Source organism: Streptomyces sp. NPDC001717 (assembly GCF_042892775.1).
Classification (GTDB): domain Bacteria; phylum Actinomycetota; class Actinomycetes; order Streptomycetales; family Streptomycetaceae; genus Streptomyces.
In genome coordinates, this window is the sequence record NZ_JBIAUK010000023.1 from 26,152 (window position 1) to 40,739 (window position 14,588).

The following is a 14,588-nucleotide window of genomic DNA, read 5'->3' on the forward strand; positions in this document are numbered from 1 at the left end:
TCCAAGACATGGTTGTCATCGGATCGATCGCACCGGAGGATGGATGGCATGGAACTGCGCCAGCTCCGGTACGTCGTAGCCGTCGCCGAGACCCGCAACTTCACCCGGGCCGCGGCACGTTGCTTCGTCGCCCAGTCGGCGCTCAGCCGCCAGATCGGGAACCTGGAGCGGGAGCTGGGGGTGAAGCTGTTCGCCCGGACCAGCCGGCGGGTCGAACCGACCCCCGCGGGCGAGGCGTTCCTCGTGGGAGCCCGCCAGTCCATCGAGGCCGCCGAGCGGGCCGCGGCCGACGCGGCCGCGGCGGTGGGCGAGGTGCGGGGCCGGCTGACGATCGGGATCATCCCCACGGTGGTCGCGGTCGACATCGCGGAGGTCCTCCAGCGGTTCCGCGGACGGCACCCCCGGGTGCGCGTGGGACTCCACGTGGGGGCGAGCGACGTGATGACGACCCAGGTCGCCGCCGGCGAGCTGGACGCGGCCTTCCTGGGCCTGCCCGGCGGCGCCGAGCCCCAAGGCGTCGCCGCCCTCGAACTCGGCCGGGAACGGCTCGTCGCCGTGGTCCCTCCCACGCACGAACTCGCCCACCACGACACGGTCACCCTGCGCCGGCTCGCCGAGTCGCCGTTCGTCGACTTCCCGGCCGGCTCCCCGGGCCGGGCGCAGAGCGACCAGGCCTTCGAGGCGGCGGAACTGGAGCGCGAGGTCGCCTACGAGATGATGTCCGTCGAGCTGATGACGAGGCTCGTCGCCCGGGGCCTCGCCGTCGCCCTCCTCCCCGCCGCCATCGCCCGCTCCGCCCCGTCCGTCCGCGCACTTCCGGTGGACGGCGCCCCGAGCCGCGTCGAGTACCTGATCTGGAGCAGGTTCAACCCCACCCCCGCGACGCGCGCGTTCCTGTCCCCGTTCGACCCCAGCCCGTGACGGGCCCCCAGGCCCTCCCACCGCCGCCACGACCGGGCCCTCCCGGCCAGAGCACTAGGGTGGGGGCATGAGCGTCGCCGGCACGCCCCCGGAGCAGCGTGGTGTCCCGGCACCCGCCCCCGCGCCCCCCTTCGACCCCGAACTGGACGTCGTGCTAGCGGCCTTGGGCGGGGCGGTGAGGGAGCCCATCACTCCGGCCAACCTCCGGGCCAGGCAGGAGAGGGACGCCGCCGCCAGACCCAGGCCGACGGCCGAAGAGCTGCGTGCCGACGGCCGGTTCGAAGTGACGGAGTTCCGTGTGCCGGGGCCGCCGGACGGACCGGACGTCACGCTCGTGAGCGCCAGGCCGTCCGGACTCGCCGGTTCGCTTCCCCTGCTGTACTACATGCACGGCGGCGGCATGATCATGGGCAACGCGTGGTCCGTGCTGCCGCGGATCCTCCGCGAGTGGGCCTTCCCGCTGGACCTGGCCGTCATCTCCGTCGAGTACCGGCTCGCGCCCGGTACCGAGTACCCCGGCCCGCTGGAGGACTGCTACGCCGGACTCGTCTGGGCGGCCGGCCACGCGGCGGAACTGCGGATCGACCCGGCGCGCATCGTGATCGGGGGGAAGAGCGCGGGCGGTGGACTCGCCGCGGCCCTCGCGCTGCTCGCCCGTGACCGCGGCGGCCCCGCGGCCCTGGGGCAGTTGCTGCTCTCCCCGATGCTCGACGACCGCGGCGACACGTTCTCCGGCCACCAGATGTCCGGCCTCGGCGTGTGGGACCCCACCTCCAACGAGACCGCGTGGAAGGCCCTGCTGGGCGACCGCCACGGCGCCGCCGACCTGCCGCCCTACGCGGCGCCCTCCCGTGCCACCGACCTGTCCGGCCTCCCGCCGGCCTACATCGACACCGGGTCGGCGGAGATGTTCCGGGACGAGAACGTGGGGTACGCGAACGCGATCTGGCGGGCCGGAGGCCGGGCAGAGCTGCACGTGTGGCCCGGTGCCTACCACGGCTTCGACGGCTTGGCGCCGCACGCGGCCCTCACCCGCGACGCGGGCCACGCCCGGGTCCGCTGGCTCCGGCGCCTCCTCGCGAAGCCCGCGCCGTGACCGCCGCTCGACCAGGGGCCGCCGGTCCGGCGGACATGCTCAGACCTCGGCCTGCGCGGGCTCCGCGGGACCCGTGGGTCCTGTGGCTCCTGTGGCTCCTGTGGCTCCTGTGGGTCCCACAGGAGCCACAGGTCCGTCCTGTGCGGGGGGTTCGGGGCGCGCGGCCTGCGCGGGGACTTCCGTCTCCGCGTCGCGGGTGGCCGGCGTGACCTCCGCCGCCTCCGCGGCAGGCGTACGGGCGGCGGCGCCCGTCGGCCCCTCCAGTGCCGCCGCCATCGCCCGCTGTCGGCGCACGCGGCGGCCGCGCACGACGGCGTACAGGACGGCGGTCATGATGCCGGCGGCGCACCAGGCGCCGACGACCACGGAGATCGTGGTGAGCACGGCCACGACGGCTCCTCGGGGTGTGAGACGGCTGAAAAACGGGGCGGGCACGGCGGCGGTGTCGGCCGCCGTGCCCGGAGAACGAGCGGCAGGGCGTTCCCGGTTCGGTCGTGAACACCGGCAGCCGGAGTGAACCCGACACGTCGCACGCCGGGTTGCCGCGGCCTGCGCCCCACCCGCGCCGGGGAATGCCGTACGACCGCGTCAGGACTCACGACGAACCGCCTTCGGGCAACGACCGTGACCAGTACCGCCACTCAGGGCGATGTGGTGATTGCTCACCGTGGCCGAGGTGTACCCCGAGGGCGCCCGCTTCACGCCCGGATCGGCCGCCGCTTCCCGCGGTGGGTGTGTTCCGGCCCGTTTCCCCCGGAAGGGTGGCAGGGTGGAGGCATGTGCGGTCGATATGCCTCCTCCCGGGCCCCGGAGGACCTCGCGGGTCTCTTCGACGCCGAGCGGGATCCCGCGATCACGGAACTCGGGCCCTCGTGGAACGTGGCCCCGACCGATGACGTGTGGGCCGTCCTGGAACGGGCCGACCGCACCACCGGCGAAGTGGCCCGGCGGCTGAGGCCGGTGCGGTGGGGGCTGGTCCCGTCCTGGGCGAAGGACCCCGGGGTCGGCTCGCGGATGATCAACGCGCGGGTGGAGACCGTGCACGAGAAGCCCGCGTACCGGCGGGCGTTCACCCGGCGGCGGTGCCTGCTGCCCGCGGACGGCTTCTACGAATGGGTCGCCGTGCCCGCCACCGGCTCGACCAAGGCCTACAAACAGCCGTACTTCATCCGCCCCGAGGACACGGGCGTGATGGCCATGGCGGGGCTGTACGAGTTCTGGCGCGACCCGTCCGTCAAGGACGACGACGACCCGGCGGCCTGGCTGACCACGGCCACCATCATCACCACCGAGGCCACCGACGCGGCCGGCCGCGTCCACCCCCGCATGCCGCTGGCCCTCGACCCCGGGGACTACGACGTCTGGCTCGATCCCGCCCACCAGTCCACGGCGGACCTCCGCGCCCTCCTCCACACGCCCGGCGGAGGCCGACTCGCGGTGACGGCCGTCTCGACCGCGGTCAACAGCGTCCGCAACAACGGCCCCGAGCTGCTGGAGCCCGCCTCCCCCTGACCCTCCCCGCCGTCGTCAGTCGACCCGCCCGGCCAGGACCTGCCCCGGCCGGGCCCCTTCGAGGAACGGATCGGTGCGGATGAAGCCGGCCCGCTCGTAGGACGCGACCAGCTCGCCCCCCCGCCGCCCGCCCGGCAGTCGACGCGCATACGGCGTCGTGCCCCCTGCTCCGTGTTCCCCCGGCCGTTCGTCCAGGCGACCGCGGCGTCGGGCATGCCGAGGACGGCCGGTACGTCGGCCGGGCCGCCCTGTCGGATCCGTATGCCCTGGTCATGCCGGGTGTCGTGGTTCATGGCGAAAGCCCGGGCAGCTGCCGGACCCCGCGGGCGCCGGGAGATGATGACGGGACGCACGAGGGGGAGGGGACACGGCGGACGTGAACGACGACAGGCTGCGCGACGACGAGAGCTACCGGGCGCTGATGGCCTGCATGGGGCTGGAGCCGCTGGGCACGTGGTGGCTCCCGGGGATACGGAAGGCGGCCACGGCGCGCCGGCTGCTGGCCGCCGCCGACGCCGGAGGCGAACCGGCGGTGGACCCCGCCGAGGCGGCCGGGCTCGTGCTGGGCGGCGGCCGGGAGTTCCTGCTCGCGTTCGCCGGGGCCCACGCCCCGCGCGGCCGCATGGGCGGCGCGTGGCGCCGGGTCCGGATCCTCGCCGCCGACCCGGTCCGGGCCCTCACCGGCCTGCTCGGCGGGGCGGACCCCGACCCGCGCGGGCTGCTGCTCTCCGCCGTGGACGGCGAGACCTTCGCCGGACCGGTGGACGGCGCGGACGGAGCCCCACGGCTGCTCGCCCTGACCGGCGTCGGCGCCCGGATCGACGAGGCCGCGCGGGCCGCGGCCCGCGAGAGCGCCGAGGAGAGCGCGGCGGCCTGGGACGCCTTCCTGGCCGCACCCGACCCGGCCCCGGCCGTCATCAAGTCCTGGACCGACGGCCTCGGTGCCAACCGGCACACGCCAAAGAGCATCCGTCTCGAACTGTTCCGCCGGTCCCCGAAGCAGCTGTGGCGGCTGCCGCCGGACGAGTTCGTGGAGACGGTCCTGGCGTACTCGGACCGGAAGGCCAGACTCCACGCGGTCGACGACAACCCGCACCTGAGGCCCGCCGACTGGACGCGGCTGATCCGCCTGGCCGGTACCGAACACGAGCGCTGGTACCTCGCCATGCTGGCCGTCGATCGGCGGACCGTGCTGGAGGACGAGGCGTACGCGCTTCTCGTCGGCGATCCGTCCGTCCGTGTCCGGGCCGAGGCCGTCGCACTGACCGGCCTGCCCCCACGGCACGCCGTCGCGCTGACGGAGGACTCCAACCCGGGCGTCCGGGCGTCCGCCTGCTCGCCGGCCTGGCCCGCACTGCCGGCCGAGCGCCGCAAGGCCCTGCTCGACGACGAGGCCGCCGGCGTACGGAAGCAGGCGCTGCTGCGCCACCACCGGGACGAGCCGCTCTCCCGGGAGACCTACGTACGCGAGGAGCCGGGGGAGCACGCCGTGGAGCACTGCCGTCTCGGCCCCGACCTCGTGGAACACCTCCTGGAGACCGGGGACGCCCGCCTGCGCGCGGTACTCGCCGCCAACCCCCGCCTGGACGCGCAGACGGTGGCCCGCCTTGCCGCCGACCCGGACGACGGGGTCCGTTCCGCGGTCGCGCTCCGCGGCGACATCACCGAGGAGCAGCGGACGGCGATCTGCACGGACATCGGTCCCGGGGACAGCTCGCGGACCCTGCCGTGGGTCGCGGAACTCCACGACGACCCGGAGGCCATGCGGCGCCTCGCCGCCTCCTCCCACCTCGGCGTACGCCGGAGCGTCGCCCGGGCCCGGCGGCTCCCGCCGGACGTGGCCCGGCGCCTGGCCTGGGACCCGGACCGGGTCGTGCAGCTGTTCCTCGCCGAGTCCTGCGACGACGCGCCCGCCGAGATGCTGCTGCGGGTGTGGACCTGGTGGACGGGGAGCGTGTCCTTCCCCGGACGCCCGCGTACGCACCCCAACTTCCCCCGCGAGGGCCTGCTGCGGTACGCCGACGATCCGCACGGCCGGATGCGCCGGCTCGCCCTGGACGACCCGCTCGCACCCGCCGAACTCGTCGCCCGGTTCGCCCGGGACCGCGACCCGGAGGTGCGCGGGCGGGCGGCGGACGACCCGCGCCTGCCCGTCGCCGACGCGGTCCGCATGACGGAGGATCCGGACGACTCCGTACGCGGAACCGTCGTGCAGTGCCGGCTCCTTCCGGCGAGCGTGCTCGCGGCGCGGCTGCGCGACCCCGACACGGCCTGGGCCGCCGCCTGCAATCCGGGCATCCCGCAGCACGTGATCCGCGGCATGGCGGCTCGCGTGCTGCGGGAGCCCGGGGGGACGACCTAGAGCCGCGGGAGGTCCTTGACGAACACGATCCCGTCGCCGCCCGCCAAATGGGCCGGGTCGAACGGGGCGTAGCCGAACCACGGGGACACGCGCGGCGTGGGCGCCGCGTCCCCGAGGGCGGTGGCCAGTCGGCGGGCGTCGACGACGCAGTTGTCCTCGGGGAGCGCGTACAGGAGCCCCTCGACGGTGTCCGGCGGCGGCGCGTCCACTCCTCGGTGCCGGATCGTGCCGAGTGCCGTGTGCACGAAGGCGTAATCGCCGCCGAGGTGCGCGCTCACGACGGCCCCGGCGCTCCACCACTCCAGCGGAATGTCGCCCAGCCGCATGCTGCTCTTCTCGCGCTGGAGATGGGAGTTGTGGGCGTGGACGAGCACCGGGCCCCGCTCGGCGAGGGCGAGGAGGTTACGGGCCATGATCTGGCCCCGCAGGCCCACGAGGCGGGTCAGGCGCGCCGGTGAGGCGTCGGCCATCCAGTGGTGGTAGCGCAGCAGACCGGTCGCGGTGCGCCCGTACAGGCACGCGCGGTCCCAGTCGTCCCGCGATGTCGACGCGAGCAGGTGCGGCGTCTGCTCGTCGAGCAGGGCCACCAGATCGTCGGCGAGCAGCCGCAGCTCCGCCGCCTCGGGCGACTGCCCCGCGGAGCGGGCGGGGTCCGTCATCGCCGCGGGCTCGGTCCACCGGCCGTCGTCGCCGAGCAGACGGTCGAGCGCTTCCGCGGTGCAGGGGAGCAGGCCCGGGTCCACCCCGGCGGCGGCGAGGTAGCCGTGGAGTGCGGTGAGGGCCTGCCGGGGACTCGCGGCGCCGGTCATCTCGAGCGGGCCGTCGACCCCGGCGAAACGGATCCGCTCGGACGCGGGCAGGCCCTCGTTGTGGGCGCGCATCCAGCGCACCAGTTCGCGGTTGGCCGCGGAGGTGCCCCAGCCGTGGCTGATCCCCCGTTCCACGACCTCGTCGAGGGTGCCCGTGCCCGAGGTGACGTGGTCGTCCACGACCAGAGCCGCCATGCAGTCGCTCTCGATCGCGATCGTGCGGTAGCCCTCCTGTTCGACGAGCTGCCGGAAGAGCGCGTTGCGCAGGTCGAGGAGGGTGTCCTCGCCGTGGGTGGGCTCGCCCAGGGCGAGCACCCGGGGCCGGGCCGGCAGGAGCCCCATGACGGAGTCGGCATCGAAGGGATGGACGGTGTCCTGGATGTCTTTGACCATGCCTTCAACGCTATCGTTGAACCCTCGGTTGAAACTTATCGGCGAAATGGTCAGGGCTGCGATGCGAAACCTTCAAAACGGCAGCCGGCTCAGGCCGATCGATCTGGCGCGCCGGCACGGTCTGTCCACGCAGGCCGTCAGGAACTACGAGGACGCCGGCATCCTTCCGGCCGCGGACCGCACGCCGAGCGGCTACCGCACCTACACGCCGCTGCACGCGCGGGCCCTGGACGCCTTCCTCGCCCTGATGCCGGGCCACGGCCATGCCACGGCGACGTCCGTCATGAGGGCCGTGAACCAGGGGGAGACCGACGAGGCGCTCCGACTCATCGACGAGAGCCACGCCCGGCTGCTCGACGACCGGCGGACCCTCCAGGCGGTGGAGCGCGCCCTGCGCGACCTGCCGCCCGCCACCGGACCCGGACCCGGCACGGCGGTGGGCGGACCTCGCGGCAGGTTCGTCGGGACGCTCGCGGCAGAGCTCGGGATCCGGCCCGCGACACTGCGCAAGTGGGAACGCGCCGGGCTGGTGAAGCCGCGCCGCGACCCGCTCACCGGGTACCGCGTGTACGACGAGGCCGACGTACGGGACGCCAGGCTGGCCCACCAGCTGAGGCGGGGCGGCCATCTGCTGGAGCAGATCGCCCCGTTGATCGCCCAAGTGCGGTCGGCGGGAGGGCTGGAGCCCCTCGAAGCCGTACTGGGCGGCTGGCACGAGCGGCTGTCCGCGCGCGGGCGGGCGATGCTGACCGGCGCCGCCGAACTGGAGGCGTACCTCCGCGAGCGGGGCTGAGAGCGGGAGACAAAGAAAAGGACGAGGAGTCGCCTCTCCTCGCCACTATCAACCTATAGCGCACTGGGGGGCTTGTGGCAAGGCCCCCTTTCTGTCGCACAATCATCGGCCTCAGCCGGATACCTGCGGAAATGCGGAAATGTGGTTTTGATGATTGATGTGATCGTTGTGGGCGCGGGCCCCACCGGCCTGATGCTCGCCGCCGAACTGCGGCTGCACGGCGTGCGGGTGGTCGTGCTGGAAAGGGACGCGGAGCCGACCCGGATCGTCCGTGCCCTCGGCCTGCACGCCCGCAGCATCGAGGTGATGGACCAGCGCGGCCTGCTGGACCGGTTCCTCGCGCTCGGCAAGCAGTACCCGGTCGGAGGGTTCTTCGCCGGCATCGCCAAATCCGCGCCGGCCCGGCTGGACACGGCGCACCCGTACACCCTCGGCATTCCGCAGCCCGTCACCGACCGCCTGCTGACCGAGCACGCCACCGAACTCGGAGCCGAGATCAGGCGCGGCACCGAAATCGTCGCCGTGGGGCAGGACGAGCACGGAGTGACGGCGGAGCTGGCCGACGGCACTCGGCTGCGCTCGCGCTACCTCGTCGGCTGCGACGGCGGCCGCAGCACGGTGCGCAAGCTGCTCGGGATCGGCTTCCCCGGCGAGCCCAGCCGCGTCGACACCCTGCTGGGCGAGGTGGAGCTGACCGCATCGCCGGAGGAACTCGCCGCCGTGATGGCCGAAGTCCGCAAGACCCAGGTGAGGTTCGGTGCCATGCCGCTGGGCGACGGGCTGTACCGCGTCGTCGCGCCGGCCGAAGGGGTGGCCGAGGACCGCACGGTCCCGCCGACCCTGGACGAGCTGAAGAAGCAGCTGCGGGCGACCTCGGGGACCGACTTCGGCGTGCACTCGCCGCGCTGGCTGTCCCGGTTCGGCGACGCCACCCGGCTGGCCGAGCGCTACCGGGACGGCCGGGTGCTGCTCGCCGGGGACGCGGCGCACATCCACACCCCGGCCGGCGGGCAGGGCCTCAACCTCGGTGTCCAGGACGCCTTCAACCTCGGATGGAAGCTGGCCGCCGAGGTGGCCGGGTGGGCGCCGGACGGGTTGTTGGACAGCTACCAGGCCGAACGGCAGCCGGTTGCCGCGGCCGTCCTGGACAACACCCGCGCGCAGTGGGAGCTGATGTCCCTCGAACCGGGACCGCAGGCCGTACGCCGACTGCTCGCGGAACTGATGGAATTCGAGGACGTGAACCGGTACCTGATGGAGAAGATCACCGCGATCGGCGTCCGTTACGACTTCGGCGAGGGGCATGAACTGCTCGGCCGGCGGATGAGGGACGTGGAGCTGAAGCAGGGGCGCCTGTACGAGCTGATGCACGCCGGCCGCGGGCTGCTGCTCGACCGGACGGGCCGGCTCTCGGTGGAGGGCTGGGCCGACCGGGTCGACCACGTCGTCGACGGTAGCGAGGAACTCGACGTTCCCGCACTGCTGTTGCGGCCGGACGGGCACGTGGCATGGGTCGGTGACGAGCAGCACGACCTGCTCGCCCACCTGCCGAAGTGGTTCGGATCCGCCGCGGGATCCGCCGCGGGATCGGCCACGCCCTGAGCGCTCACACCGGATTCCCCCACATCCGACGGTTCCCGGATGTGGGGGAATCCGCCTTTGTGCACCCGCCACACGGTACGGGCCGGGTGATCGTGCCGACGGAGCACACGGTGCGCGCCGGCTCCCACGTGCTCGTACGGGAACGGCCGACCTGACCACCCGCACCCGACATGCCCTAGCAGGGCCGCCTCTGCCGGTCAACGGGGCGCGGACCACAGGCATTTCGGCGGGCTGTGGTGCGCAGCACCGTTCTGGACCGGGCTCCTCGGATCCTACGGTGGCCCGCACCCCAACCCGTCCGGCCGCCCCAGGCCGGTCAGCCGTACAGGAGCCGCCATGGACTCCCCGGCTCCCCGACCGTGCGCCCGTCCACCGGAGGTATCCGTGCTCCTGCCCCGCATCACCACCCTGCGCAGGGCCGTCGCCGCGGCGGCGGCGCTCGTCACCCTCGCCGCCGTCCCCGCGGCCGCCGCCCAGGACCCGAACGGCGCCGGTGACGCCGCGTCCTGCGCGCGGCTCCAGTGGCTGAGGGTGCCGGGTGCCGAACGCCAGGAGAAGGCCTGCCTCGCCGAGCTCACCACGGCCGGGACCGTCGCCTCCGGCCACACCGACCCGGCCGACTGGGCCGGGCTGACCCCCGCCGGGCTCTCCGTACCCAGCGGCGTCCCCGGGATCCAGATCGACGGATACTTCCCGGACACCTCGACGACCAACACCAACCACGGTTGGCAGCACGACGCCCAGTTCGTGATCCGCCTGCCCGACCGGTGGAACGGCGGCCTGGTCGTCGCCGGTTCACCGGGCGTCCGGGAGCAGTACGCCAACGACCGCGCCATCGGGGACTGGGTGCTGGCCCGCGGCTACGCGTTCGCCTCGACCGACAAGGGCAACACCGGCGCCGCCTTCCACCGCGACGGCCGTACGCCGGGTGACGCGATCGCCGAATGGAACCGCCGGGTCACCCAGCTCACCCGCGCCGCCCGCGCCGTCGTCGCCCAGCGCTACGCGCGGCCCCCCGCACGGACGCTGGCCACCGGCATGTCCAACGGCGGATACCTGGTGCGCCGGCAGTTGGAGACCCACCCCGAGCTCTATGACGGCGGTGTCGACTGGGAGGGCACCCTCTGGCGCGAGGAGGGCCCGAACCTGCTCACCTTCCTGCCGCCCGCCCTGGCCGCCTACCCCGCCTACGCGGCGGGGGGCGAGGGGGCCGAGGAGGCCCACCGGCGGATGATCGCGGCGGGCTTCCCCGCCGGCTCGGAGTTCCTGTGGCCCTTCCACCACCAGTACTACTGGGACCTGACCCAGCGCATCTACCGCGAGGAGCTCGACCCGGACTTCGACGGCGCGCTGGAGGCCGGACGGCCCTTCTGCGCCCCCGGAACCCCGGTCTGCGACGCCGACTACGACTACGCGTCACGTCCCGACGGAGTACGGGAAGCGGTGTCGAAGATCGCCCTCACCGGCCGGATCGGCAAACCCCTCATCACGGTGCACGGAACCCTCGACGTGCTCCTGCCCATCGGCCGGGACTCCGACGTCTACGCCCGCATGGTGGCCGACGCCGGCCGCGGCCGGCTCTTCCGTTACTACCGGGTCGAAGGGGGCACCCACGTCGACTCGCTGTTCGACGCCTTCCCCGACCGGCTCCGGCCCCTCCTCCCGTGCCACCGGGCCGCGTTCACGGCCCTGGAGGACTGGATCGGCCGCGGCGTGCAGCCGCCGCCGGGGCGCACCGTCCCCCGTCCCGCCTCGGCCGGCCCCGAGGAACTGCTGACGAGCTGTCCGCTCGCCCCGTGAGACCCACTGGTGGGCTCCACCACCGAGCCGGTCCCGACTGTGGAGGGCAGACACATGGGAGCGGCACCCGCCCGTCGCGCATGATTCCCGGCATGACAAGCGGAATCACACCCCCGTCCGACGCGGCCGCGGGCGTCGACCTCAAGGGCCGTACCGCCATGGTGACGGGCGCGGGCAGCGGGATCGGCCGGGCCTGTGCCCGGGCGCTCGCCGCCGCCGGCGCGCTCGTCCACGTGGTCGACCTCGACGCCGCGGCGGCGGAATCGGTCGCCGATTCCATCGGGGGACACGCCCACGTGGTCGACCTCGCGGAGGGCCGGCTCCTCGCGGAGCTCCCCACCGACGTCGACATCCTGGTCAACAACGCGGGACTCCAGCACGTCGCACCCCTGGACGAGTTCCCCGTGGAGCGGTTCGAACTCCTCCAACGGGTCATGGTCCAGGCCCCGTTCCTCCTGATCCGCCGGACCCTGCCGCACATGTACGCACGCGGCTGGGGCCGCGTCGTCAACATCTCCAGCGTGCACGGCCTGCGCGCCAGCGCGTTCAAGGCCGGCTACGTGACCGCCAAGCACGCGATCGAGGGGCTGAGCAAGGTCGCGGCCCTCGAAGGCGCACCGCACGGGGTCACCAGCAACTGCGTCAACCCCGGCTACGTCCGGACCCCGCTGGTGGAGCGGCAGATCGCCGCCCAGGCCGAGGCCCACGGCATCGCCCCGGAACAGGTGGTCGGGGAGGTGATGCTCAGCCGCTCCTCGATCAAGCGGTTGATCGAACCGGAGGAGGTCGCCGACGTCGCCGTATGGCTCTGCGGCCCGCACACGGGCTACATCACCGGGGCGTCCATCCCCGTCGACGGGGGCTGGAGCGCCGCGTGAGCATCCGTCGACGGCAGCCTGGGCGTCCCGGCAGCCCGCGTAGCCGTGCAGCACCGGGTGCAGTCGGGGAGGCCAGGGGCGGGTGACGTCCTTCTCCCTCCCGCACCCGGTCCCCGCGGCACGTCCCGTTCCTCAGTGCCAGGAGGGGTGGCCTTCGCCGGAGGTGGCGGTGGTGAGCATGCGCTCGCCGGTCCCGTCGGCACGTACGGCCCAGATCACCGGCTTCTCGTACGGGCCCCGGACGAAGGCCACCCAGCTGCCGTCCACGGACCAGGTGGGGTCCATCTCGTGGGCGCCGGTGGCCGCCAGCGCGCGGTCGTCGGTGCCGTCCGCGTTCACGAGGCGGATGTCGCCCTGCGTGCCCTTGCCGTAGGTCCCGGCGGTGTACGCGAACGTCTTGCCGTCCGGCGACCACACCGCGTCGAGCGCCGGATGGGGCAGCCGGGTCACCTGCTCCGGGGCGCGGTCCGGGGCGGCGGGGTCGACGAGGTGGATCTGCCAGTTCTCGGGTTCCGTCTGCAGGGAGACCGCGATGTGCTTGCCGTCCGGGGACCATGCGGGGTCCTCGACCTGGCCCGTGCCGAAGGTGAGCTGCCGGGCCGTGCCGTCGGCCACGTCGACCGCGTACAGCTGCTGTACGCCGTCCTTCTTGCGCAGCACGGCGAGCCGGCTGCCGTCGGGCGACCAGGACGCCCTGCCGCCGGAGACCGGGGCGACCCGGCGGGCGTTCGATCCGTCGGCGTTGGCGGTCCAGAGGGCCGTGCCCTCGGAGGTGGTGCGGGTGAACGCGAACGACTTGCGGTCGGGGGACCACTGGGGCAGTACGTCGCACGTGCTTCCCGTGACGAGCTGTACGGGCGTGTCCGTGGCGGGGTCGCGGCGGGAGATGACGCCGTGACAGGTGCCGGGCCAGCCCGGGGCGGTGTCCTGCCGGATGAGCAGGGAGTCGGTCGGGAGCGGGGCGGGGCCGGAGGCGGTGGGTGCGATGGCTCCGGACTTGCCGCCGTCACCGGCGGAACCGCGCCCGTCCCAGGGCTGCCACACGAACAGCCCGGCGGCCGCGAGGGAGACCACGAGCGCCGCCGCCACCACGGCGAGGCGCCGACGGGACCGGTTCGCGTCGGCCGGGTCCGGGGTCTGCGGGGCCTCCGGGGGCGCGGGGGAGAGCGGTGTCGTGGGCCCCGTCACGGTGAGCGGCCGCTCCGGACGGGTCTTCGCGACGCCGACGGAGTCCGGTGCGGTGAGGTCCCGGGGCGCGGGGTCGGGGGCCGGGGTGTTCAGGGCCGGGGCGTTGGTGCCCGGGGCGTCCCGGGCGGGCGTCCGGGGGTCCCCGGCCGGAGTGTTCGGAGCCGGGGTCTTCCGGAGGTCCGGAACCGGGGCGTCCGGTGCGGTGGCCTGGGCGGTGGGCTTCAGAACGGGCCCCGCGGCGGGCTGTGCCGCCGGTTCGTGCGGGGGGAGCAGTTGCGAGGCGGCGTCCGGCAGCCAGCCGTCACCGGCCGGGTGGCGGACGGTCAGGCTGCCCAGGAAGTCGGTGGGCGTGGGCCGGTCGTCCGGGTCCTTGGACAGGCAGGCGCCGATCAGTCCGCGGAGTTCGCCGGGGACGGCGGTCAGGTCCGGCTCCTCGTGGACGACCATGTAGTGCCGGGCCGCGGACGGGCCGTTGCCGAAGGGGGAGCCACCGGCCGCCTGGGTGAGCACCACCCCCAGCGCGAACATGTCGACGGCGGGGGTCACGGTGCCGCCGGTGAGCTGCTCGGGTGCCAGGAACCCCGGAGTGCCGATCTGCAGGCCCGTCTGCGTCAGGGCGGTTCCGTCGAGCGCCCGGGCGATGCCGAAGTCGATCACGCGCGGCCCGTCCTCCGCGACGATGATGTTCGCCGGCTTGAGGTCGCGGTGGATGACTCCCACCCGGTGGATCGCCTCCAGTGCCTCGGCCAGGCCGGCCGCCAGCACGGTGAGCGTGTCCAGCGGCAGCGAACCCACGCTCGCGAGCACCGCCTGGAGGGTCGGGCCGGGTACGAAGGCGGTCACCAGCCAGGCCGGATCGCCGTCCGGGTCGGCGTCGACGACCGGTGCGGTGTGGAAGCCGCCGACCCGCCGCGACGCCGCCACCTCGTCGGCGAACCGCCGCTTGAAGCCCGGCTCGTTGCACAGCTCCGGGCGTACGACCTTGACGGCGACCGCACGGCCGGACTGGGACCGGCCCATGTAGACCACGCCCATGCCCCCCTGTCCGAGCCGTCCCAGCAGCCGGTAGCGGCCCTCGCCGACCGAGGTGGGATCGCCCGCTTCGAGCGGCTTCATGGGTTCCCCGTTTCACACGTTGTGCAATGAACAGCCTCTCCCTACCCGTCGTGCCGCATGGCAGTCAAGCGCGGTCCACACAGTGACGTGGGCGATTGGTCCGGTTCGTTCCTGAGCC

The 14,588-nt window shown here is 73.9% G+C and carries 11 protein-coding genes; 8 read left to right on the forward strand and 3 right to left on the reverse strand.

Annotated features, from left to right (window positions below; translation table 11 throughout):
• The first annotated feature begins 48 nt into the window (after nt 1-48).
• Entirely contained in the window at nt 49-921 is an 873-nt protein-coding gene (locus tag ACFYZL_RS28830; RefSeq protein ID WP_388682916.1) for a LysR family transcriptional regulator, read from the forward strand.
• A 67-nt stretch (nt 922-988) separates the two neighbouring features.
• Nucleotides 989-2,017 carry an alpha/beta hydrolase gene (locus ACFYZL_RS28835; protein ID WP_388682918.1) on the forward strand — a complete coding sequence of 343 codons (1,029 nt, stop codon included), beginning with the start codon at nt 989-991 and terminating at the stop codon, nt 2,015-2,017.
• A gap of 39 nt (nt 2,018-2,056) precedes the next feature.
• On the opposite strand, the gene ACFYZL_RS28840 is transcribed toward ACFYZL_RS28835, so the two are convergent.
• A complete protein-coding gene (locus tag ACFYZL_RS28840; protein ID WP_388682920.1) occupies nt 2,057-2,407 on the reverse strand; it encodes a hypothetical protein in 351 nt (116 codons plus the stop codon).
• A gap of 387 nt (nt 2,408-2,794) precedes the next feature.
• On the opposite strand from ACFYZL_RS28840, the gene ACFYZL_RS28845 reads away from it, so the two are divergent.
• Together ACFYZL_RS28845 and ACFYZL_RS28850 are read left to right on the forward strand one after the other, a co-directional pair.
• Nucleotides 2,795-3,529, forward strand: a complete 735-nt coding sequence (locus ACFYZL_RS28845; RefSeq protein ID WP_384754186.1) for an SOS response-associated peptidase — start codon at nt 2,795-2,797, stop codon at nt 3,527-3,529.
• A 376-nt stretch (nt 3,530-3,905) separates the two neighbouring features.
• Nucleotides 3,906-5,891, forward strand: a complete 1,986-nt coding sequence (locus tag ACFYZL_RS28850; RefSeq protein WP_384754190.1) for a PE-PGRS family protein — start codon at nt 3,906-3,908, stop codon at nt 5,889-5,891.
• On the opposite strand, the gene ACFYZL_RS28855 is transcribed toward ACFYZL_RS28850, so the two are convergent.
• Nucleotides 5,888-7,093, reverse strand: coding sequence for an erythromycin esterase family protein (locus tag ACFYZL_RS28855; RefSeq protein WP_388682923.1), 1,206 nt, complete (start codon nt 7,091-7,093; stop codon nt 5,888-5,890). The genes ACFYZL_RS28850 and ACFYZL_RS28855 overlap by 4 nt on opposite strands.
• A 61-nt stretch (nt 7,094-7,154) precedes the next feature.
• Between ACFYZL_RS28855 and ACFYZL_RS28860 the strand changes: the two genes are divergently transcribed.
• The 4 genes from ACFYZL_RS28860 to ACFYZL_RS28875 all read left to right on the forward strand — a co-directional run bounded on the left by ACFYZL_RS28860 (nt 7,155) and on the right by ACFYZL_RS28875 (nt 12,166).
• Nucleotides 7,155-7,886 carry a TioE family transcriptional regulator gene (locus ACFYZL_RS28860; protein ID WP_388682925.1) on the forward strand — a complete coding sequence of 244 codons (732 nt, stop codon included), beginning with the start codon at nt 7,155-7,157 and terminating at the stop codon, nt 7,884-7,886.
• 150 nt (nt 7,887-8,036) lie between these two features.
• Nucleotides 8,037-9,488, forward strand: a complete 1,452-nt coding sequence (gene rox / locus ACFYZL_RS28865; protein ID WP_384754197.1) for a rifampin monooxygenase — start codon at nt 8,037-8,039, stop codon at nt 9,486-9,488.
• A gap of 336 nt (nt 9,489-9,824) precedes the next feature.
• Nucleotides 9,825-11,288, forward strand: a complete 1,464-nt coding sequence (locus ACFYZL_RS28870; RefSeq protein WP_384754200.1) for a 3-hydroxybutyrate oligomer hydrolase family protein — start codon at nt 9,825-9,827, stop codon at nt 11,286-11,288.
• Between the two features lie 92 nt (nt 11,289-11,380).
• Nucleotides 11,381-12,166, forward strand: coding sequence for a 3-hydroxybutyrate dehydrogenase (locus ACFYZL_RS28875; RefSeq protein WP_384754202.1), 786 nt, complete (start codon nt 11,381-11,383; stop codon nt 12,164-12,166).
• Between the two features lie 132 nt (nt 12,167-12,298).
• On the opposite strand, the gene ACFYZL_RS28880 is transcribed toward ACFYZL_RS28875, so the two are convergent.
• Nucleotides 12,299-14,470, reverse strand: coding sequence for a protein kinase (locus ACFYZL_RS28880; protein ID WP_388682930.1), 2,172 nt, complete (start codon nt 14,468-14,470; stop codon nt 12,299-12,301).
• Between the last annotated feature and the right edge of the window lie 118 nt (nt 14,471-14,588).

Bases quoted from the DNA above. Each gene is read 5' to 3' on its own strand.
- ACFYZL_RS28830 (WP_388682916.1), top strand. From the start codon at position 49: ATGGAACTGCGCCAGCTCCGGTACGTCGTAGCCGTCGCCGAGACCCGC.
- ACFYZL_RS28835 (WP_388682918.1), top strand. From the start codon at position 989: ATGAGCGTCGCCGGCACGCCCCCGGAGCAGCGTGGTGTCCCGGCACCC.
- ACFYZL_RS28845 (WP_384754186.1), top strand. From the start codon at position 2,795: ATGTGCGGTCGATATGCCTCCTCCCGGGCCCCGGAGGACCTCGCGGGT.
- ACFYZL_RS28855 (WP_388682923.1), bottom strand. From the start codon at position 7,093: ATGGTCAAAGACATCCAGGACACCGTCCATCCCTTCGATGCCGACTCC.
- ACFYZL_RS28860 (WP_388682925.1), top strand. From the start codon at position 7,155: ATGCGAAACCTTCAAAACGGCAGCCGGCTCAGGCCGATCGATCTGGCG.
- rox (WP_384754197.1), top strand. From the start codon at position 8,037: ATGATTGATGTGATCGTTGTGGGCGCGGGCCCCACCGGCCTGATGCTC.
- ACFYZL_RS28870 (WP_384754200.1), top strand. From the start codon at position 9,825: ATGGACTCCCCGGCTCCCCGACCGTGCGCCCGTCCACCGGAGGTATCC.
- ACFYZL_RS28875 (WP_384754202.1), top strand. From the start codon at position 11,381: ATGACAAGCGGAATCACACCCCCGTCCGACGCGGCCGCGGGCGTCGAC.
- ACFYZL_RS28880 (WP_388682930.1), bottom strand. From the start codon at position 14,470: ATGAAGCCGCTCGAAGCGGGCGATCCCACCTCGGTCGGCGAGGGCCGC.